Source organism: Peribacillus sp. B65 (assembly GCF_058513295.1).
This window is the reverse complement of record NZ_CP195840.1, coordinates 3604249-3625832: the sequence shown is the minus strand read 5'-3', so window position 1 is coordinate 3625832 and position 21584 is coordinate 3604249. Positions and strand designations below refer to the sequence as shown.

The window sequence follows — 21584 nt, the reverse complement described above, 5'->3', positions numbered from 1 at the left end:
ATCCTTATTGGTTTGAAGAAATTTGCGACACTCATGCCGAATAACTTGCTAGCCGAGACTCCGCAGACGCTTGCGTCGAGGAGGCTTGGCAGGCAGTCGGCGGAAAGGGAGCGGATTTCTGAAAACAACTCGAATCTTTTTTTAGAAAAAACTCCAGGTAAACTGGCTTTTCATCGAATTTTTGTCTACATTCTGAAAGAAACAGAGGTTTCTTTACAATCGTTATAAAATAAACTATTGTAAAGAAAACCTATCATTAATTATTGTTCGAAATCATTATGTATAGAGGAAGGTATATGGAAATATGGGTGTAAAGTATAGAATGGTCGTAGAACAAATGGAGAAAGAAATATTAGAAGGAAAATATACATTAAATACAAAGTTACCTACTGAAGAAGAGTTGATGAAGAAGTTCGATGTCAGCAGGAATACCATAAGAAAAGCAATCAACATATTGGGTGAGCAGGGTTATATCTATCAAGTGCAAGGAAGCGGCATATTCCTAAGGGAATTTTCCAGACCGGGCTGCATTTCGATGAGGGATATGGGTGGCTTAACCAAAGTGTTTCCAAATGATGAAATGAAAAGTAAAGTGTTGAAGTTAGAATTAATTGAAGCCGATGAAAAATTGGCCAAGCAAATGAAATGCAATGTGAAAACCAAAATCTATAACCTCAAACGGGTTAGATATTTAAATGGTGAACCCATTGTAATAGAAGAGTCCTTTTTCAATAAAGATATCATTCCAATCATAAATAAAGAAATCGCAAATGGTTCCATTTATGAATATATAGTCGAGGATCTGAAGTTGAATATTGGTTTTGCAGATAAAATCATTTCATGTGAAAAACTAAATGACGATGATGCCAAGCTTTTGGACTTGCAGCCAGGTGATCCGACATTAATAGTTGAAAGTACGGTCTTTTTAAAAGCGGGAGCCGTTTTTGATTTATCAATCGAGAAATATAATTACACTTCAGCCAAATTATTAACATTGACTTAATGAGGGCAGGAAATTGAAATTCTTTCAGGATATTAAAAGATTCCGGAGATATGATCGATTAACGATAACAGATTATAATATCAAATAATATTCAAACAAAGAGCGACTGCATTAATTAGCAATCGCTCTTATTATTTATTTTAGTTTTACTTGATCTATTATTAGTGATACATATATTCCTGCCCAAGTACCGGAAATTTCATTAAGCAGAACAGAACTTATAGCGGAATTAATGAAACGGAAAACTTTGTTTTTCGTATATTAAATATATGGGGTTAAAATTCAAGAAGAAAAGATTAATAGATTGAGGACATTTGCATTCTTATCAATCAATGTATTGGAAATGGGGAATCTTATGCAAAAAAGGGTGAAAAGAAAATTATTTCATTTATATACAGGAGAATTGATGGCAACTGTGATTTTTGCTGTACTGTGGGTTTCGTTTCTGGTGCAGCATGATTGGACTGATTCCTACTTAACTTCATTTTCATCTGTGTATGCGTTCGTCCTACTGGAATTTATTTTACTTCAAGGAAGTTTATATTGGTTTCTTAAATGGAAACGCGCTAAAGAAAACCATTACGCCCATTTACCTTATACGCAATTACGGATTTTTCTATTCTTTAAAAGATTAAACCTTTTCCTTATTGCCCTAGGAATAGCAGCCTTTTTTTATCAATTAAATGCATTTGAATCAGGAGTATTTTGGTTTTCGTTTCTTTATGTTTTCGCCATCATCGAGCATATTAATTATTATCACTTCAGGCTTTCCTATCAAAGTCCAGAGGAAATGAGAGAATTCATTCGTCAAAGAGGTTTAAGGAAATCCATTTTGGCAAAGGAATTGAATGAGCTTAAATAAGATTTATTCGGTGTGAATGGGAGATATCGATTCACACCGTTTTTTCTTAAATCATTTCTCTTTTTCCCCAACGATCCCATAAAACAAAATCTTCATAATATCCTCAGTCAAAGGCAGGATGCTTTGATAAACCTCTTCCCGTTGGATATATTCATTCATTGCTTTTATATAAAATAAAATCGCTTCATTAGATAAGTTCGGATCAACATATCCTTGTTCCTTCCCCTGGTTAAACAGATCGATAAAGCGGGGCAGGGCCTTTTCTGTATATATTTTTTCCATATAATTGATTCCGGAAGTATATTCCTTCATTAAATATTGATAAAAATCTTCATGAATTTGTTTGGCTGTTTCATTCTTAGTGAACATGAGCTGCTTTATTTTTTCAGGAAAGGCCATGTTGCTGGCCAGTATTTGTTCAAATTCATCCAATGCCTTATCTGTATAATAAACAAAAACCTCATGAATTAGATTATGTTTGCTTTCGAAGTAATTATATATCGTAACTTGAGATACATTTGCTTTTTTGGCTATTTCCCCAATCGAAATCTTTTGGACACCATACTCCATGAACAAAGCTAAGGCAGCCTCTAGTATATTCAATTTCTTTTGTTCCCTGCGGCGTTGAAATCCGTCCATTTATTTCACCTCAACCTTAGTTTAATTAAAAATATGTAATAGAACAATAAAATAAGTTCATAAACTATTGTCAGGAATTATTATTTTATATATTATGAACTAAATTAATAAAAATATTTCATAATTTCTTTTCAGAGGAAGAGGTGGATGAGGGATGTCAGTATTGAAAACAACGAATTTAACGAAAAAGTTTGGAAGGTTTACAGCTTTAAATGGTGTGAACATTGAAGTGAATGAAGGTGAGGTATTTGGATTCATCGGTCCTAATGGTGCTGGAAAATCGACAACGATCCGTGTGCTGCTCGGGATTTTAAAAGCGACGGATGGAGAAGCGAAGATTTTTGGCAAGGATGCATGGAAAGATGCGGTTGAAATTCACAAGCGAATTGCGTATGTTCCGGGAGATGTGAACCTATGGCCCAACTTAACAGGCGGAGAAGTTATTGATCTATTTGTTGAATTACGCGGGGCGAACAATAAAAGCAGACGCGAAGAACTAATAAAAAAATTCGATTTGGATCCTTCCAAGAAATGTGGAACATATTCAAAGGGGAATCGGCAAAAGGTTGCTTTGATTGCTGCTTTCTCATCTGATGCCGACCTTTATATCTTGGATGAACCAACATCAGGTCTAGATCCATTGATGGAAAGGGTTTTCCAGGAATGTGTGATGGAAGCGAAAAATGAAGGAAAAAGCATTTTACTTTCCAGTCACATTCTTTCTGAAGTGGAAAGGTTATGCGATAAAGTGGGTATCATTCGTCAAGGGCAAATAATTGAAACGGGAACATTGGATGAGCTGCGTCATTTGACGAGAACAAGCTTGCTTGTCGAAACGAAGCAGCCTATTCCTGCTTTATTGAGTGTAAAAGGTGTTCGGGATATCGTGAAGAAAGACGAAGCACTTTCATTCCAAGTGGATACAGATGAATTGGATAATGTTATGAGGTATATATGCCAATTTGGAATTGTGAAATTGGAAAGCGCGCCGCCTACATTGGAAGATTTATTCATGAGCCATTATGAAGGTGAAAGGAAGACTTCTGATTCTGGGGCGGGAGGTGCGTTATAATGGCAAACCAGTCCTATCATAATACAGGAAGACTCTCCCGATTAATCGTACGGCAAGATCGGATTCGGATTCCTGTTTGGATAATTTCCCTATCTGTCCTTACATTTATGGTTGCAATGGCATTCACCGATCTGTACCCGACTGGACTAGAAAGGCAAACCATTGCAGAAACAATGAGGAATCCTGCAATGACAGCGATGGTGGGGAAAGGTTACGGCCTGGATGACTATACAAACGGAGCGATGATGGCGCATCAAATGTTACTGTTAACCGCTATGGCCGTGGGGATAATGAGTATTTTACTTGTTACGCGCCATACACGCGCAGATGAAGAGGACGGCCGTATCGAGGTGATCCGTTCATTGCCGGCTGGCCGGTTGGCTAATTTATATGCAACCATTTCCGTATCGTTTGGTACGAATGCATTGATCGCGTTAATAACGGGTTTCGGATTGTATGCTCTGGGAATTGAAAGTATGGATTTGGAAGGTTCCCTTATGTATGGAGCTGCGTTAGGGGCAACCGGTATTTTCTTCTCGGCGATAACGGCATTATTTGCCCAGCTTACGGTGAGTGCGCGAGGTACGATTGGTTACTCCATCACTGTTTTGCTTCTTTCCTATCTTATTCGGGCGATAGGGGATGTCAGCAATGAAACACTTTCCTGGTTTTCACCTTTGGGTTGGGTTTTAGGTTCAGAGGTATATGTGAATAATTATTGGTGGCCAATCATCCTTACGATCGGTGCGGCAATCATTTTGGTTGTACTATCTCTATATTTGAATGCCATCCGTGATTTGGAAGCTGGATTCATACCGGCTAAGCTTGGCAGAAAATATGCTTCATCCTTTTTAAAAAGTCCGCTTGGTCTCGCGCTAAGGCTTCAGCGCACAGGATTGATTGCCTGGGCAGCCGGGATGTTCATTTTAGGCACATCTTACGGTTCCGTTTTAGGTGATTTAGAATCCTTTTTTGCAAAAAATGAAATGATGGCCGAACTATTGACGCCAGTTGAGGGCTATTCGCTGACGGAACAATTCTTGACAATGTTGATGTCAGTCATCTCAATGATATGCACCATCCCGCCTCTAATGGCGATGTTAAAGCTTAAAGGGGAAGAAAAAAGGAACTATACTGAACATTTACTGAGCCGCGCTGTATCACGCACAAGGCTTATGGGCAGCTATCTTATCATCTCCGTTATTAGCGGTTTTCTCATGCTTGCGATTGCTGACATCGGCCTTTGGGCAGTCGGGAATTCAGTGATGGATGAAGGGGTTGCTTTCGGCACTATATTTAGTGCAGCAATGGTTTACCTGCCTGCGATGTGGATCATGATTGGCATTGCCGTGCTGTTCATTGGCTTTGTACCAAAATTATCTGGCTTGACTTGGCTTTACTTGACATACTCAATCTTGGTCGTTTATTTAGGGGGAATGCTTCAATTCCCTGAATGGATGAGTAAACTAACGCCATTTGGCCATATTCCGAAACTTCCTGTTGAAGATATCGACTTCATGAAAGTATCCATGCTTACCATCATAGCCATAGTATTACTGGCTATTGGCTTTACCGGATATAACAAACGGGATATCCGAGGTTGACGATTCAACTATGATTCTATTATTCCTGAAAAAAGCCTGATTTCTCATTGTTTCAATGAGAAATCAGGCTTTTGGTTATCAGTCATGGGAAATTAATAATAGTACACCTAGCGCAATGATGATAAAGAATAAATAGCTTTCGAATTTTTTCGCAGGAATCCGCTTATTCATGAAGATTCCGAGACCAGTCGCAAGTAATATAGCTGGAATGGAATAAGCGTAAAGAATAAGTGAATCGGCTGTCCAAAGTCCGCCTAGCGCATGACCCGTCACGACCAGGATTCCGGAAATTAGGAAATGGGCTTGCAATGTTCCGCGGAATCGATCTGGATTCCACCTTCGTAAAGTTCCATAGACGACGACCGGCACCCCATTAAAGTTATAGGCGCTGCCAAGGGCTCCCGACGCAAAACCGAACGGCCACACCCAGCCCTTCGAGTTAAGTAATGGTTTTTCCACAGCCTGAAAAAGTCTTTGCTTTAGAAGAGAATAACCCCCATATGCAACCAAAAAAACACCCAGTGCAGAAGTGATGATCATAGAAGGTGCGTAATGGAGCAAAGCCAGGCCAGCTGGTATGCCGATCACCGTTGAAGTCGCCAGCCTGATTAATACCGCGCGTTCGATATGCCGCCATCCGCTAACGACGGTTAGCGAGGCGACGGTAAGACCGGCCAATCCAATCAAGGAAACCGAAGTATTAAGCGGAATGTGAAGTAAGGCAAGCAAAGGCATGCTGACAATCGCTTCACCGAACCCGAACATCGTCCGCATCAAGGCGCCGATAAACACTGCCGCCACCACCAATATGATGCTGCTGATCGTCATTCTTTCACCTCCTAAAAGCACAATAACCCTTCTATAATTATACCATACCAACTCGGTTTTGGATTGAGGGAACGACACTTTAAAACGGGTTATTTAAGACCTTTCACGTTCTTTATAAGACGTTTGATTAATTATTTAATGGAGAGGTACACACCCTTTGTTTTTGTTTCTTAGGAGTCAAAAACGAGGCTGGAAAAGCGCAATACCTTTAAGTTATGACACTTTCCATTTAGATAAATCAAATAATTATTTTCCTGCATAAGAAAAGGCTGAAGTGGAAATACTTCAGCCTAAAAAAACCTATATATATATTTTAGAAGAATATCCTTTAGCATTTACGAATCAATCTCAGGTCTTTTTTTCATTCAGTTAGTGAATTAATCATAAAAGATTAAATGCATATCACTGTTAGTCCTTGATTTCGCAAAAAATTCTGCTTCATTTCCTCCATCAACAAAGTTACCTATACCCCGGAAAATACCACATTGGCCTCGATCTAAATATCTTACCCCTACATAATCATTATAACTGTCAGGATCATACTCCCATAATTCAACTTTTAACTTACCAGCTGGACCCACGTAAGAATCCCGACAAATCTTATAATCACCACCAGTAGAGGCAAACTGATCACTTTCAGCACCATTAGAATAAAGAGATTGTTCTCCTAAGTAATCCCAGCCACTTGCAAATGTAGAAGAAGGGAACAACAACGCAGCTAACAATGTCACAGCACTCATTTTAAACATTTTCATGCTCATTCCTCCTCACCCGTTTTGATTTATTATTCTCCATATAATTCTAATCAATATTTTTTATATTATCATCTATCCAAAGATTCACTTTTTCATGAAGCGTTTTTGTAGTATCCACTACTTCATGCCCAATATATGGAATTAGAGAAAAAAGTGAAATGTGCTCGTCATTCAGTTTTGAAATGTACTCCTGAATCATCTTTAAACTTTTAAGCCTTCCCGGATCAAGTAAACTAATTACCTGTGAATCCACCATTTGTGTAAAGACGTCTCGATTTCTAATACCAGCAATCAGCAGCATAGTTGCTGCTAAACTAACACTGCAATCCATGGAATAGGCCTATGCTGAAATTCTTTCATGCTCATAAGCTTTGAATCTTAAATGAATCCTTTCCTTCTGAATAATAGTTCTCTTCTGGATTACTTCGGCTTCAAAATCCCCTCTAAAAATCGTATTATCATGCCTGTAGTCTCTTTTAAAATACATGGACAAGCCCTCAATACATTCCCTGGAATTGATAGCTGCCATTATTATTTTTTCCCCTATATCCTTCACAGGCTTATGAACACATTCATTTAATGAGTGTTGAACGCAAAAAAACATATTAGGGCTATCCAGGGAATAAAATGAAAGGAATATTTTGAAGGAAAGCGGGGCTGTGCATGTGAAAATCCATGTGGTGAATAGGGGGGATTCTTTGTGGGGAATTTCCCAGCAATATGGTGTCAGTATCAACCGGATTGTTCGGATCAATGGCCTTGAAAATCCAGATAAGCTGGTGATTGGCCTAGCTCTTTTGATTCCTGAACCTTATCTTCAGTACAGGGTTCAGCAAGGGGATACTCTAGATAAAATCGCAAATCAGTTTGGAATTACGGTACAGGAAATCATGCAATCGAATCGCATCACGAATCCTTCTGCTATTTATCCAGGACAGCGACTAACCATCCCGGTTATTTATCATACCGTAATGGAGCGAGATACCCTTTATGATATAGCAAGACGTTATGGAACGACAGTTCAAGCCATTATGCAAACGAATCGGATTACAGATCCGTCCAATATTCATATCGGGAGGATAATAAGGATTCCCCAGAAACCAAAACCCATCATTGATGTAAATGGTTTTACAAACGTTTACGGGCAAGTAGGTGCGGAGCAGGTACGTGATGTAGCCTACGATTTGACCTACGTAAGTCCATTCGGTTATAGAATGAGGAAAGATGGCAGCTTAGAAGTCATAGATGACACCCCGACGATACGGGCGGCACAGTCAACTGGCGTCATACCCATGATGTGCATAACGAATTTTTCCGCAACGGAAGCGGGAACACAGCTTGCACATACGATACTTTCCAATTTAAGTTTAGTGGAAACATTATTAACCAACGTCATAAAAACGATGAAAAATAAAGGGTACCGTGGATTGAATATCGATTTTGAAAGTGTAGCACCAGAGGACCGTGATTTCTATAATCGCTTTCTCCAAAGAGCAGTGGATCGATTGCATCCTGAGGGTTACTTTGTGTCATCCTCCCTTGCCCCAAAAACTAGCGCCAATCAAAAGGGGCCATTAGTTGAGGCACATGATTATCCAGTTCACGGACGGCTGCTCGACTTCGTGGTGCTGATGACATATGAATGGGGTTACCGAAAGGGGCCGCCGCAGGCAATCTCTCCCATTAATGAAATAAAGCGTGTCCTTGACTATGCCGTAACGGTGATACCAACAAATAAAATCTTCATAGGATTTCAAATTTATGCACGGGACTGGCTTATTCCTCATGAAGAGGGACAGGAAGCAGAGACTTTCGACATGCAGGAAGCCATCAGACGCGCCGTCCAATATAATGCAGAAATAAAATATGACGAGACAGCCCAATCCCCTTATTATAGGTACAAAGATAATCAGGGACGCACACATGAAGTTTGGTTTGAGGACGCACGCAGTGCCAAAGCCAAATTCGACTTGGTGAAAATTTACAGGTCAAGGGGTCTCAGTTATTGGGTACTTGGTTATCCTTTTCCACAGAATTGGGAACTGCTTGGGGATACATTTATTGTACGGAAACTGTAGGGTGTTTTGTTACAGCAAGGTGTATCAAACATTATTAATATATGATGGGCAGCTTATTATAAAGCTGTCTATTTTAGTGATTTCGAAATGCATTTCAAGAATTGGATTTTTATAACAACGTTAAAAATCGTTTGGAATCTGAGTCGATAAAGGGACTTAATCGAGGACGCCATATGGTGGTCCTTTTCATTTTAATGAGAACTCTTTAAAAAACAAAGGAATGGTCATTCAAAAAAGGAAAAGGGCTCCTCATTGTGGAATTAGGAGACTAGAATATTACTTACCGGAGGAACATTTAATGGAATTAACCATCATTAATACGTTTACAGATCAACTTTTTAAAGGAAACCCTGCTGCAGTCTGCCTTCTTACCGGGGAAAGTAACAGCGAGTGGATGCAGCGAATAGCTAAAGAGATTAATATGCCTGTTACTGCTTTTATTCAACCTCATAATGGTGAATGGAAGCTGCGATGGTTCACACCTTTCATTGAAATCCCGATTTGTGGACATGGGACGCTGGCAAGCTCTTTCTTTTTATGGGATAAAGGATACGTGCCAAGGAATCAGCCGATTGCCTATCAGACGAAAAGCGGGCTTCTCACTGCAAAATTCGTTGAAGGAATGGTTCAGTTGGAATTTCCGTCATTAAGGGAGAGGGAGACCGCTGCCCCTGATTTACTGATAAAGGCTTTAGGTGTTGAGCCTGAGTATGTTGGGCAAAACAAATGGGATCTTCTAGTCGAAGTTCAATCAGAGGAAATCGTAAGGAATTTAAAGCCGGATATAGATTCCATTGCCCAATTGCCGGTTCGGGGCGTCATTGTAACGAGTCAATCGGATAGCAGTGAATATGATTTCGTTTCACGTTTCTTCTCCCCTGCCCAAGGCCTTGACGAAGATCAAGTAACGGGCTCGGCCCATTGCTGTCTGGGACCATATTGGAAAAGAAAGCTGGACAAAAGTATTTTTATAGCCTATCAGGCATCGGAAAGAGGAGGTCTATTGAAGGTTGAAGTAACGGAAGACACAGTTAAACTTTCCGGACATGCCGTCACAATATTCGAAGGGAACTTAACCATTTAATGCAGGGGGAAGATTTGAGTGGTTCCATCTAAATTTTTAAAAAAGTTGATTGGAGCCGGTTTTCGAGACTCCGCGGGAAAGGTGCGTCCAAGGGGGTTCCCACAGGCACAAAGGCGCCGAGGGCGGACCGCCCGCGGAAAGCGAGTGCCTGGTGTGGAAATGAACGTTCGAAATTTACAACTCGGCAATCCTTCTTAATGAAGGTTTGTGCCCTTTACCTTTTTTTAGTGTGCAAGAATCGAAATGGCACTATACACTAATAACAAAGCCATGATTACATTAAACTGACTTCTATACTTTGATAAAAACGTTTGAAAAACAGAACCGAACATACTCCAGCAGAACGTACTCATAAAACCAACAAAAGCCAGAAATAATGAAAAGAATAGTAAGCTGAAATTTGAAGAGTGATAAGGTAGGATGAAGGTCGATATTGCCGTGATGCCATATAAGATTCCTTTTGGATTTATGAATTGTAAAAGCATCCCTGCTATAAAACTGTTGTTCCTGTCATCATTATCGTCCTTCGCTTTATTTGAACTGGAAATGATTTTTATGGCCAGATACAGCATGTAAATTGCCCCAAGGATCGTCATGATAAATTCAATCTTTGGTATGGAATTTTCAAGCAAAACATTAAAATAACTGCACAATAGCATGATTACAAAAAAACCGGCACCTACTCCGAAACAAAATTTAATCGTCTTTTTTAACCCGTACTTGTTCGCAAATAACATGGCCATGATGTTATTTGGACCCGGAGTGAAACTGGTAACAAAAACAAACAGCAAAAAAGATAGTAATGGCATGGTTGATTCCCCTTTGTATGCTATAATGACCAAAATTGACATTATAACGATTTCCTTTTTATTGTACAATGCCGACGTTATATTGTAAATAAGGAGCATTTTTATGGAAGAAATAAATTTTATTATTGCTAACAATTTAAAAGCCATCAGGGAAAGCAAGAAATTAAGTCTTGAAAAGGTTGCCGAATTAACTGGAGTAAGCAAAACGATGATCGGACAAATAGAAAGGGGAGGATCGAGCCCTACGATTACGACAATTTGGAAAATAGCCAATGGATTAAAGATTTCATTTTCTTCATTGATAAATAGTCCGCAGCCGGATACAAAAATTGTTTTAAAAAGTGAAATTCAATCATTATCTGAAGATAACGGCAAATATCGAGTTTATCCCCACTTTCCCTTTGAGGATGAGAAGCGCTTTGAAGTATATTCAGTCGAGATAGAAAAAGGTGGATTCCTAAGTTCCGATTCGCATAGGGAAGGGACGGAAGAGTACATAACTGTTTTTGAAGGGGAAGTGACTGTACGTGTAAATAACGAAGAATTTACAATAAGGAATGGTGATTCTATCAGGTTCAAGGCTGACAGACCGCATGCCTACCATAATTCAGGGAATACATTAACTCGATTAAGCATGATCTTATATTATCCAACTTAAAAAATGGAGTAATGTAGTTCTGTTAATATATCTTAGCAAAGTGAATATCCCCTATGGATTGACTGGTGGTATGGTCTGCCTGTTGGGGATACTGCTTCAAAAAGTCAAAGGCCCAACGATTTGACTTGTCATCAAATTACTAGTAAACTGATGGTGCATCAAAGATGGGAGGCAGGCTTTACATGGATAGACGGGGATTTTCGGATGAGAACAAATTGAGTTTGCTGATTTGGCTGCGAATGGTTCGTTTTTATCAAAGAAGCAATCAGCTTTCGAATGAACACTTACAGCATTTCGGCGTCACCGCTGCCCAATTCGATATGTTGGCACAAGTACTTATCCATCAGCCTGTTTCACAAATCGAATTAGCGGAGCACCTAACGATAAGCCGTGGAGGCGTATCACATATGCTGACAAGGCTGGAAAAAGAGAACTTGATCGTCCGTAATCAACAATGGAAGGTTAAATATATTTCATTAACGGAAAAAGGGAAAAAGTTAATGGAAACGGTCATGCCTATTCAATCCGATTTCCAAGCTTCATTATTCGATATATTGGATGATGAAGAAAAGAAGCGCATGCATGAGATGATGATAAAGATTCATAGACATAGTTTACAGATTGAAGTGCCTAATGCCAGCAAGGAGGAATCCTAAGACTGGATCAGGCAGCCATAATGATAGCATTTTTATCAGTTTACTAGTAACTTAAGGGAGGAATGGAGTAATGAAAAGTGAAAATCATTTTAAACGAGATATTGTCGAAGTGAAAGATGTGAAGCTTCAAAGGTATAGTCCGATTCATACGGCCGGACCAGTCATAGAACCAGGAAACTGGGAAAAGAGTGATCCGTTCCTTTTAATGATGGAGGATAAATTTCAAAAGGGATCATTCGATATCCACCCGCACAGGGGAATCGAAACCGTTACATTCGTCATTGACGGAACGATCGAGCACTATGACAGTCATACCGGGGATGGAGGGATACTTGGACCTGGTGATGTCCAATGGATGACAGCGGGAAGCGGCGTCGTGCATAATGAGGTGCCTTCCGAAGGTGTGACTGCCCATTCCCTTCAACTTTGGGTCAACCTTCCCCGGAGTGAAAAGATGACGACACCAAGATATCAAAACTTAATGGCAAAAGATATGCCGGTCAGAAAAGAAGAAGGAGCACTGATCCGTGTCTTTTCCGGATCATCCAAGGATGTTATCTCGACAACGAAAAACCATGTTCCCGTGACGATGGTGGAGATGGTCCTGGAGCCTGGAGCATCGGTCACGCAGAATTTACCAGGAAGCTACAACGGAATCATCTATCTAATAGAAGGAAGCGGAATCTTCGGTAACAACGAAGTGAGAGCCTCAAAGGGACAGGTATTATGGCTGGGTGCTTGTAAAGAATCAGGGGAAAGTGAAGTTGATATAACGGCAACTGAACCTTTAAGACTTGTTCTATATGCAGGAGAACCTTTAATGGAGCCTGTTGTTGCCCGCGGACCGTTTGTCATGAATACTGAAGAGGAAATCGATCAGGCATACCTTGAGTATCGGCAAGGCACTTTCTTGAAGCATTAAGATGGAAAAAGGGCATCGTAATTGATGCTCTTTTTTTTGAATCTTCCCATATTGGTGTGGGCGGGGATAGTGATTATAAGGGAGAGCATTTCTGAAATTAACTGGACTTTTTTTAAGAAAAAACTGGATGCTAACTAGTCTTAGGCGTCATTATCTGCAGTTTGGGAGAGATTTAAATCTCTCCCTTTTTTGCTTTTCAGCAATTAGGTATAAAGACTAAGTTTAGAATTAGATAGAACTGATTCTATTTTACCATTAAATAATTTTCTTGATATATCATCAATTAGCCACTAGGTATTTTGGAGTGATTATAATGATAATATTCTGTTAATATTCGATGTTGTATTGTAAATTTGTTTTAAAATTGGATTATTTTGTTGTAATATAGGAGATACACGGATCTTTAGAGGAAAAAAGTAGGGTGGATTTGTGTATGGGTAAGTCATTTTGCCGGAATTAAATTTTTGGAAAAGCGCGTCAATTCTATGGATAAGTTTGCTGGATGTTATGTCAGTATAGAACTTATGGGGGGGTTAACTATAATGGGGAAAAAGAAAATCGTAAAAATTGCATCAGCTAGCATAATGGCTGCGACAACGATCGTAGCGGTAGCACCTGCACCTTCGGATGCTGCCACTAGCCTGAATAGTAAAATCAAAACGGCCAAGGCAGCAATCAAAAAACCATTCGACACCTATTTCTACACTTCTAAACTCGCTTCAGTATCCACTGTTGAAAAACAAATCAAGTCTGCAAAACAAGCAAAAAAAGACATCAACTCTACCATTAAAAAATCAATGCTAAGCAAAAAAGAAAAAGATGCCAAATACAAAGAAATCGAAGCTTATGATAAGTACATCACTCGTTCAGAAGGTTATGTAAAAGGATATAAAGCGGCGGAGAAAGCAAAAGCTTCACATGGTAAATCAATTAGCGCCCTTACGAATTCAATACTTGCCAAGAAATCAATAGATATCAGGAATAAATACGAAGCACTGGATAAGGCCGTGAAAAAGGCAGATAAAGATATTAAAGATACGGTTTACGGTGCGAAAATCGAAAAGCTCCTATACGATAAATTCACTGTATCGACCAAAACAGCTTTGAACGGTGACCTGAAAGTTCCGTACTACTATGAAAAAGCTGCATACTGGGTGAAGAAGGGTGATTTAAAGACCGCGGACAAGCGGATGCAAACCGTTTCGTCACAGTTGAAAAAAGTCAGCAAAACATCCAAGCTCGGAAAAGCCATACACGCCTATGTGAAAGAAGTGAAAGGTAAGTATGATGATGCGGTATATGCAGAAAAGAAAAAGGAAGTGGCCAAACGGGTCAATGCCTATGTAGCACTTGCCAATGGGGAACTTAAAACGAAAGAACAGATAAACGCGGCTAAAAAGGCGAAAGCAGCCATTAATTTAAATGGAATCAAGGAGTCGGACCGAAAGGAATTCCTGACGAAAATAGCATTGGCGGATAATAAAGTCGCTGCCGCTGAAGAAGCCTTGAAAAATCCAGCGAAGGCGATCACGCTTTCCTTGATGCATACGAATGACACGCATGCCCACTTGGACAATGTGGCCAAAAGGGTGACGGCTGTTAAGGAAGTGCGTAAGAGTAAGCCGCAAGCTCTTTTGGTGGATGCTGGTGACGTATTCTCGGGAACCCTCTATTTTAATGAATTCAAAGGGCAAGCGGATCTTCGCTTCATGAATTTAATGAAATATGATGTCATGACATTCGGGAATCATGAGTTTGATTTGGGATCAAGCGCCGAAGGGCATCAAGCTTTGGCTGACTTCATTAAAGGGGCACAGTTCCCATTTGTCAGTTCGAATGTGGACTTCTCCAAAGATGATAAATTCAAGGGACTATTCTCGGATTTAATTTCAAGTAAGCCGGAGCAAGGGAAGATATACAATGGAATCGTAAAACAAGTGGATGGCCAAAAGGTAGGGTTCTTCGGGCTTACAACTGAAGAGACGAAAGACATTTCAAGTCCAGGAAGTATAAAATTTGAAAACTATCTTGAAGAAGCCGAAAAAGCGGTCAAGGCGTTCAAAGGCATGGGTGTCAATAAGATAGTTGCCGTATCCCATATTGGTTATGATGACAATGCGGCTTATGACAATGATTTAACATTGGCTGCCAAGGTCAAGGGCATCGACGTGATTGTGGGCGGACATAGCCATACGCAGTTAGACGCCCCCGTTGTTGTTGACAAAGATGATAAAGGGAAAACGAAAGAGCCGACTGTCATCGTTCAAGGGTATCAATATAGCGACTATTTAGGAACGATCGATGTGAACTTCGATAAGGAAGGCAAGATTGTCGGACAAGCCGGTAAGCTGATTAAGCTTTCTGAAAAACAGGATGATGCTGAAGCGGCAAAAGTGCTCGAAACATACTCCTCGAAGATTAAGGAGCTGAAGGATACGCAGACTGGTGCATCTGCTGTGAAGGCGTTGGAAACACCGCGTGATGCAGGAGATGAAACAAAGCCGAGTGTTCGCAAAAATGAAACGGAACTGGGTAATTTAATTACGGATGGAATGCTTTCTAAAGCGAAGGAATTCAATAAGGATACGGTCATAGCATTCCAAAATGGCGGGGGCATCCGCGCTGGCATCGATCAAGGTGAGATCACCTTAGGGGAAATCCTAACCGTTTTACCGTTTGGGAATACGTTAGCGACGATGAAGCTTACGGGTGCAGAAATCAATGAAGCATTAGAGCATAGTGTAAGCCTCGCTCCTAAGGAAAATGGCGGCTTCCTGCATGTTTCCGGAATGAAATTCAGCTACGACAGTTCGAAGGAAGCAGGCAATCGTGTCACAAAGGCTGAAGTACTTGGACAAGATGGAACATATTCCGTATTGGATGCAGCGAAGGAATATGTCGTGGCGACCAATGCTTTTACAGCCAAGGGCGGAGATGGATTCACCGTTTTCAAGAAGGCTTATGAAGAAGGAAGAGTGACGGATATCGGACTCGCTGATTGGGAGAATTTACGGGATTATGTAAGCGGGCTGAAAACTGTCGATCCAAGCATCGAAGGACGCATCAAGGATGTTGCCGGAAGCAATACAGACCCGACTGTGGTATTGGCCAAAGACTTTGGCGGAACGGCTGATGCGCCAAAAACACATGAAGGTAATGTAGTTGTTGATATTACTGATGTTGCTTCATTGGAAAATGCAGTGGTTAAAGGGAATCTTACATTAACAGGAACTCCTCCGGATGACTTTACTTTTTCGCAAGTTACAGTCGAGGGTAATTTGGATTTATCGGGACTTAACGGTAAGACCGTGAGCATGAGCGGTGTCACGGTGAATGGCGAAACCATTCTTTAAGCGGTATTCAAATGACTGCTGAGCCTACGAAAAAAAGTTGAAGGGGTTGAGATCTTGAAGAAGAACGGGATAAGCAAGCTTTTCTTTGCCATACTGATCGTGCTGTCAACGGTTTTGCCATATGCAGCCGCTGCAAAAGCGGAAGGGACAATATCGGTAACGGAAGCGATTAATAATAACAGCGGTACGGCGACGGTGAAGGGATACATTGTCGGTACAGCTAAAAGCGGTACAAGCTATCAACAAACATCGCCTTTTACTGAAGGTACGAATATAGGTATTGCGGATAGACCGGATGAAACGGATGTTAAGAAAATCATGCCTGTTCAGCTTCCAGCCGGAAATATCCGAACTGCTTTGAATTTGGTCGAACATCCGGAATTACTCAATGCGCAGGTGACGATTACGGGGAAGCTTGAAAAGTACTTTTCAGTACCCGGCCTGAAATCCGCGACGGATTACAAAATTATCACTGATGGAGGAACGACTCCAGAACAGCCTGATGTAAAGGTACTGGACTCCATTGCCGAAGCACGCACGAATACTGAAGATGTCGTGCAGGTCGATGGGGTGGTCACCACGGGCCTTGGTTATTGGGGAGGAAAGGGTTTTTATATCCAGGATGAAACGGCTGGGCTATATGTTTATGGTTCTTCGTGGCCTGCGGATGTAAAGCTAGGGGATAAAGTTACTTTAATCGGACAAGTATCCGCTTATAATAATGAATTACAAATTCAACCAACCTCCCTTAATGTGGTTTCCTCCGGGAATGAACTTCCTGATATCCAAAAAATTGATGCATCTGGCGTAAATGAGGAAACACAAGGTGAGCTGGTTACCATTGAGAAAGCAACCATTACAGAATTGGCTGCATCGGGAACATACGGAACATTCGAATTCAAGGCGGAAGATACTGAAGGGAAATCTGTTGTCGTTCGCCATGATAACCGGACCGGTTCAAGTTATGAAGATTTCGTGAAGAGCTTTAAAGCAGGGGATGTCATTTCTGTAACCGGAATCGGATCGAGGTTCAATGACACGTATCAGTTGAAGCCGCGTGGTATTGAAGATTATGAACTGGTGAACAAACCAGCCGTTTACACGGATATTTTCCCTGGTACGGTTAGTGAAAATACAAAGGTATCACTTGAATCTGGTTGGGAAGCAGCGAAAATCCATTATACGCTGGATGGATCCGCACCGACGTCTTCAAGTGCTGTGTACACAGAACCTATCATTTTAACGAAAGATACGGTCATCAAGGCAATCGCTGTCAATGACAAGACATCGGAAGTTTTCACATTTGCCTATACCGTTACCAAAACCAATGAAGTGAAGATTCGTGACATTCAAGGGATGAATCATTTTTCATCATATGAAACTCAACTCGTCTCAGGTGTGGAAGGTGTCGTCACGTATGTAAAAGATGCGAATAACTTTTACATGCAAGATCCCAACCCGGATAAGGACCTGAAGACATCCGAGGGAATACTTGTGTACAACAAAGCACATGGCCTGAAAGCGGGAGATCATGTCAAAGTGGCAGGTAAAGTTGCCGAATGGTATATCGAAGGATACGCTGAAATGAAAACGACGGATCTGCCAACAACTGAATTGACCAATACGATGATTGAAAAGCTTGGCACTGCAGCTATGCCAGAACCGATCATCATTGGAAAAGATGTCATTCCACCGTCTGAGAACATCGATGATGATAGATTGACAGACTTTAACCCAAGTGAAGACGGCATTGATTTCTACGAGAGTTTGGAAGGCATGCTCGTAGAAGTATATAACCCGAAAGTGGTAGCTCCTCAAGACTATGGTGAATTGGTCGTGATTCCGGGGAATATGGAAACGACGACTGCAGTTGGAGGCGTCAAAATAACGGAAACGGATTTCAATCCTGAAAGAATTACCTTGGATATAAATGATGAGTCATTTACAGCTAAAACCGGTGATTACTTTGAAGGCTCGGTTAAGGGTGTCATCAGCTATGGATATAGCAACTATAGGGTACTGACGGATAAAGCTCAGCTGCCGGCATTAAAGGATGGCGGTACGGCTCGGGAAGTGACATCCTTAGAGAAGGATGCTGATAAGCTATCGATCGCTTCCTATAATATCGAGAATTTCTCGACTCAAACCGCTAATTCGAAAGTTGAAACGATCGCAACATCCATCATTACCAATCTAAAACAACCCGATATCATCGGCGTAACGGAAATGCAAGATAATGATGGGGCAACAGATAGCGAGACAACGGATTCTGCTCAAAGTGCCAAGAAGTTAACTGACAAAATAAAAGAGCTGGGCGGACCTCAATATCAATACATCGATATCGCTCCAGAAGATAAACTTGATGGCGGGGCACCCGGCGGAAATATCCGGGTAGGCTTTTTATATAATGTCGACCGTGTCAAATTAACTGAAGGAACGAAAGGAACGGCAATACAGTCCGTGGCCTTCAAAGATGGAAAACTTACCTTGAACCCTGGACGAATCGAGCCTGCCGATCCCGCCTTCACTTCAAGCAGGAAGCCTTTGGCTGCTCAATTCGAATTTAAAGGTGAAAGCGTAGTGGTGGTAGCCAATCATTTTAATTCCAAGGGCGGTGACCAGCCGTTATTCGGCAAAAACCAGCCTCCTGTCCTTTCAAGTGAAACGCAAAGGCTTCAAATTGCCTCCATCGTCAATCGGTTTGTCAGTGATATCAAGTCACAGGATGCCAAAGCGAATATTGTCCTGCTTGGAGACTTTAATGATTTTGAATTTTCCGCACCGCTTAAAACATTAAAGGGCAAAGACCTAACCAATATGATCGAAAAAGTTCCATTTGAAAAACGTTATTCTTACACATATCAAGGCAATTCACAAGTACTGGACCATATCCTTGTTTCGAATAATATGGCCGCGGCAACGAAAGTCGATATTATCCATATTAACTCATCCTTCATGGAAGTTCACGGAAGGGCTAGCGATCATGACCCTGTATTGATTTCAACCTCTTTATCTGAATCTGGTGGAGTCGAAACTCCTGCACCAGAAAAAACGTATAATTTAACAAACGTTAAAACAAAAAAACTTACGATCGCTTCACCTAGTGTTTTGATCGATCTTGACGAAACATCGAACATTGAAGAAGGTATCTGGTTAAAAGGTTCATATGCTGTACTCAAAGGCCTTGGGCTGAAGAATACTGCTGTGACGATAAAACCGGATAAGGAAGGCGCAATCATTGATTTTGGAGGCATGGCGGTGAAGGAAGTCATCATTGATAACGCTAATGTAAAAGAAATCAGGGGCGCTGAAAATGTTCAGAAATGGTCGGTAACAGATGGCGTAGACACATCGAATATCAAGTTTGTCGATTCGAAGGGGGAAGCGATTGCTTCCCCTTTTGACCCTAAAGAAAATCATGCGCCCGTCGTGACGAAAAACCTGGAAAATCTTGAAGTGAAAGCAGGCTCCAAGGTCACCATCGATTTGAGTGAGCACTTCTCAGATCCAGATGGAGATGAACTTACCTATTCATCGACTATCGGTACGGTCACCGGTCAGACATTAATCCTTCCTGCAAATGAAGCTGGAACATACCTTGTCGCAGTCAAGGCCGAGGACCAGCAATCGGAAGTTGTTGCCCGTTTCACGTTGACCATATCGAATGATAAGCCGCTTGAAGTTTATTACGAAACGGCTGCAGGAAAAACGGGAACGGAATTGAAATCGGTTTTGCACTCGATTATTAAGGGTCACACGATGTTATCTTATGATCAAGTGTGGAATGCCCTTAAGGAAACGGATGAAGACCCTGTGAACAAACAGAATGTCATCTTGCTTTACTCTGGAAAATCCATCTCTGAGAACGCGAATGGGGGCAATGCCGGACAATGGAACCGTGAACATGTTTGGGCAAAGTCCCACGGTGATTTTGGGACAAGCAAAGGTCCCGGAACAGACCTTCATCACCTCCGTCCCGCTGATGTGACAGTGAATGGGAAAAGGGGCCACCTTGATTTCGACGAGGGCGGTCAAACATATAGTGGATGTGAATGTAAGTTTGATTCAGATTCATGGGAGCCGCCAGATCATGTTAAAGGCGATATAGCAAGGATGTTATTTTACATGGCCGTCCGATATGAAGGAGACGGCGAGTTGGATCTTGAATTATCCGATACAGTCAATACGTATCCGAAGCCGCTTCATGGAAAGCTATCGACACTATTGAAATGGAATGAACTCGATCCAGTAGACGATTTCGAGAGCCATCGAAATGATGTCATTCATGACTGGCAAAATAACCGCAATCCATTCATCGACCATCCTGAATGGGCAGCCGAAATTTGGGGTGCCGCTAAATCCATCGATGAGAAAAAGGCAAGTTAAAATCGGAGATAGAAGGGAAAGCAGCCTGATGGCTGCTTTTTTAGTTTGCTGACACAAGGGGGACGAAAGTGCAACCATGATGTTAAGAGGAGACTTGGTTTAACTGGCTAGCGGAGACCCTGTTAAATGAGTGCGTCGCTTGGCATTTAATGCGTGGACCGCAAAATAATGAAAAAAATTGTTAAAGGTCGAATAAAGGGCGGTTTAGGTCGAATCGAGCGGGTGGAAGGTCGAATAAAGTACGTGAATTGGTCGAATCGAGAGGGTGGAAGGTCGAATAAAGTAGGTGAACGGTCGAATCGAGAGGGTGGAAGGTCGAATAAAGTCCGTGAACGGTCGAATCGAGAGGGTGGAAGGTCGAATAAAGTAGGTGAACGGTTGAATCGAGAGGGTGAAAGGTCGAATAAAGTGGGTGAACGGTCGAATCGAGAGGGTGGTAGACCGAATAACTGCGTGAACGGTCGAGGAAATGACCTTCTTATTCAATAAAGGGGCCCTTTAATGGATGAATTGAGTCGCTACTATTAGCTGGTTTGCTTAAAAAGAAAAAGTCGTGACTATGCAAGTGCTCACGATTTTTTGTATACAAACTGAAAGTGGCCACAAGGCTGCTTTTTTTCATGCTTTTATATAAAGTTAATCATTGATAGTTAATTATCTTAAAATACTGAAAAATCAAACGTTTATTTTGCATTAAATAGTAAATATTTTGGTAGGTATGTTATGTAATATATGTTAATATGGGATATGCAATGAAAGGGTTTTCATTGCAGGAATGACAAAAATATTTTAATATAGTAATTATGCCGCTTTTTAATCTTCATTCATCCTTAAAAGACGGTTAAAAAATATATTGCCAGAAATGGGGCATTTCA

19 protein-coding genes are annotated in these 21584 nt (G+C 41.0%); 13 read left to right on the top strand and 6 right to left on the bottom strand.

Annotated features, from left to right (window positions below; all coding sequences use genetic code 11):
* The first annotated feature begins 12 nt into the window (after positions 1 to 12).
* From ACSR9O_RS17720 to ACSR9O_RS17710, 3 genes are all read left to right on the top strand, one after another.
* Positions 13 to 228, top strand: a complete 216-nt coding sequence (locus tag ACSR9O_RS17720; protein ID WP_491724843.1) for a hypothetical protein — start codon at positions 13 to 15, stop codon at positions 226 to 228.
* 76 nt (positions 229 to 304) lie between these two features.
* Entirely contained in the window at positions 305 to 1003 is a 699-nt protein-coding gene (locus tag ACSR9O_RS17715; protein ID WP_491724842.1) for a GntR family transcriptional regulator, read from the top strand.
* 355 nt (positions 1004 to 1358) lie between these two features.
* Positions 1359 to 1865, top strand: coding sequence for a hypothetical protein (locus tag ACSR9O_RS17710; protein ID WP_101224785.1), 507 nt, complete (start codon positions 1359 to 1361; stop codon positions 1863 to 1865).
* 51 nt (positions 1866 to 1916) lie between these two features.
* On the opposite strand, the gene ACSR9O_RS17705 is transcribed toward ACSR9O_RS17710, so the two are convergent.
* A complete protein-coding gene (locus tag ACSR9O_RS17705) occupies positions 1917 to 2504 on the bottom strand; it encodes a TetR/AcrR family transcriptional regulator (protein WP_063596019.1) in 588 nt (195 codons plus the stop codon).
* A 154-nt stretch (positions 2505 to 2658) separates the two neighbouring features.
* Between ACSR9O_RS17705 and ACSR9O_RS17700 the strand changes: the two genes are divergently transcribed.
* Both ACSR9O_RS17700 and ACSR9O_RS17695 read left to right on the top strand, forming a co-directional pair.
* Positions 2659 to 3576: an ABC transporter ATP-binding protein gene (locus ACSR9O_RS17700; protein WP_260356599.1), complete on the top strand. Its 918-nt coding sequence runs from the start codon at positions 2659 to 2661 to the stop codon at positions 3574 to 3576.
* Complete coding sequence (locus tag ACSR9O_RS17695) at positions 3576 to 5180, top strand: ABC transporter permease (protein WP_491724841.1); 1605 nt, start codon at positions 3576 to 3578, stop codon at positions 5178 to 5180. The genes ACSR9O_RS17700 and ACSR9O_RS17695 overlap by 1 nt, the downstream gene beginning before the upstream one ends.
* Positions 5181 to 5258: 78 nt before the next feature.
* Here ACSR9O_RS17695 and ACSR9O_RS17690 read toward each other — a convergent pair whose 3' ends face one another.
* The 4 genes from ACSR9O_RS17690 to ACSR9O_RS17675 all read right to left on the bottom strand — a co-directional run bounded on the left by ACSR9O_RS17690 (position 5259) and on the right by ACSR9O_RS17675 (position 7292).
* The gene (locus tag ACSR9O_RS17690) at positions 5259 to 6008 is read right to left on the bottom strand and encodes a sulfite exporter TauE/SafE family protein (protein ID WP_491724840.1); all 750 of its coding nucleotides are present in this window, start codon (positions 6006 to 6008) and stop codon (positions 5259 to 5261) included.
* 377 nt (positions 6009 to 6385) lie between these two features.
* Positions 6386 to 6763 (bottom strand): YndA family protein, encoded by a 378-nt coding sequence (locus ACSR9O_RS17685; RefSeq protein ID WP_260356600.1) that lies wholly within the window; start codon positions 6761 to 6763, stop codon positions 6386 to 6388.
* 46 nt (positions 6764 to 6809) lie between these two features.
* On the bottom strand, positions 6810 to 7094 hold the full coding sequence (locus ACSR9O_RS17680; protein ID WP_491724839.1) for a hypothetical protein: 285 nt from the start codon (positions 7092 to 7094) through the stop codon (positions 6810 to 6812).
* Between the two features lie 9 nt (positions 7095 to 7103).
* On the bottom strand, positions 7104 to 7292 hold the full coding sequence (locus tag ACSR9O_RS17675) for a hypothetical protein (RefSeq protein ID WP_491724838.1): 189 nt from the start codon (positions 7290 to 7292) through the stop codon (positions 7104 to 7106).
* A 136-nt stretch (positions 7293 to 7428) separates the two neighbouring features.
* Between ACSR9O_RS17675 and ACSR9O_RS17670 the strand changes: the two genes are divergently transcribed.
* Entirely contained in the window at positions 7429 to 8841 is a 1413-nt protein-coding gene (locus ACSR9O_RS17670; protein WP_260356602.1) for a LysM peptidoglycan-binding domain-containing protein, read from the top strand.
* A gap of 298 nt (positions 8842 to 9139) precedes the next feature.
* Complete coding sequence (locus tag ACSR9O_RS17665; RefSeq protein ID WP_491724837.1) at positions 9140 to 9925, top strand: PhzF family phenazine biosynthesis protein; 786 nt, start codon at positions 9140 to 9142, stop codon at positions 9923 to 9925.
* Between the two features lie 224 nt (positions 9926 to 10149).
* Here ACSR9O_RS17665 and ACSR9O_RS17660 read toward each other — a convergent pair whose 3' ends face one another.
* A complete protein-coding gene (locus ACSR9O_RS17660; protein ID WP_230177769.1) occupies positions 10150 to 10734 on the bottom strand; it encodes a LysE family transporter in 585 nt (194 codons plus the stop codon).
* Positions 10735 to 10837: 103 nt separating this feature from the next.
* Between ACSR9O_RS17660 and ACSR9O_RS17655 the strand changes: the two genes are divergently transcribed.
* From ACSR9O_RS17655 to ACSR9O_RS17630, 6 genes are all read left to right on the top strand, one after another.
* On the top strand, positions 10838 to 11392 hold the full coding sequence (locus tag ACSR9O_RS17655) for a helix-turn-helix domain-containing protein (protein ID WP_260356605.1): 555 nt from the start codon (positions 10838 to 10840) through the stop codon (positions 11390 to 11392).
* A gap of 182 nt (positions 11393 to 11574) precedes the next feature.
* Entirely contained in the window at positions 11575 to 12048 is a 474-nt protein-coding gene (locus tag ACSR9O_RS17650) for a MarR family winged helix-turn-helix transcriptional regulator (RefSeq protein ID WP_402944150.1), read from the top strand.
* A gap of 70 nt (positions 12049 to 12118) precedes the next feature.
* Positions 12119 to 12970 (top strand): pirin family protein, encoded by an 852-nt coding sequence (locus tag ACSR9O_RS17645; RefSeq protein ID WP_402944147.1) that lies wholly within the window; start codon positions 12119 to 12121, stop codon positions 12968 to 12970.
* Between the two features lie 542 nt (positions 12971 to 13512).
* The gene (locus tag ACSR9O_RS17640; RefSeq protein ID WP_491724836.1) at positions 13513 to 16323 is read left to right on the top strand and encodes a bifunctional metallophosphatase/5'-nucleotidase; all 2811 of its coding nucleotides are present in this window, start codon (positions 13513 to 13515) and stop codon (positions 16321 to 16323) included.
* Positions 16324 to 16377: 54 nt separating this feature from the next.
* Complete coding sequence (locus ACSR9O_RS17635; RefSeq protein WP_491724835.1) at positions 16378 to 20709, top strand: endonuclease; 4332 nt, start codon at positions 16378 to 16380, stop codon at positions 20707 to 20709.
* A gap of 168 nt (positions 20710 to 20877) precedes the next feature.
* Positions 20878 to 21198: a hypothetical protein gene (locus tag ACSR9O_RS17630; protein WP_491724834.1), complete on the top strand. Its 321-nt coding sequence runs from the start codon at positions 20878 to 20880 to the stop codon at positions 21196 to 21198.
* Positions 21199 to 21584 lie beyond the last annotated feature (386 nt).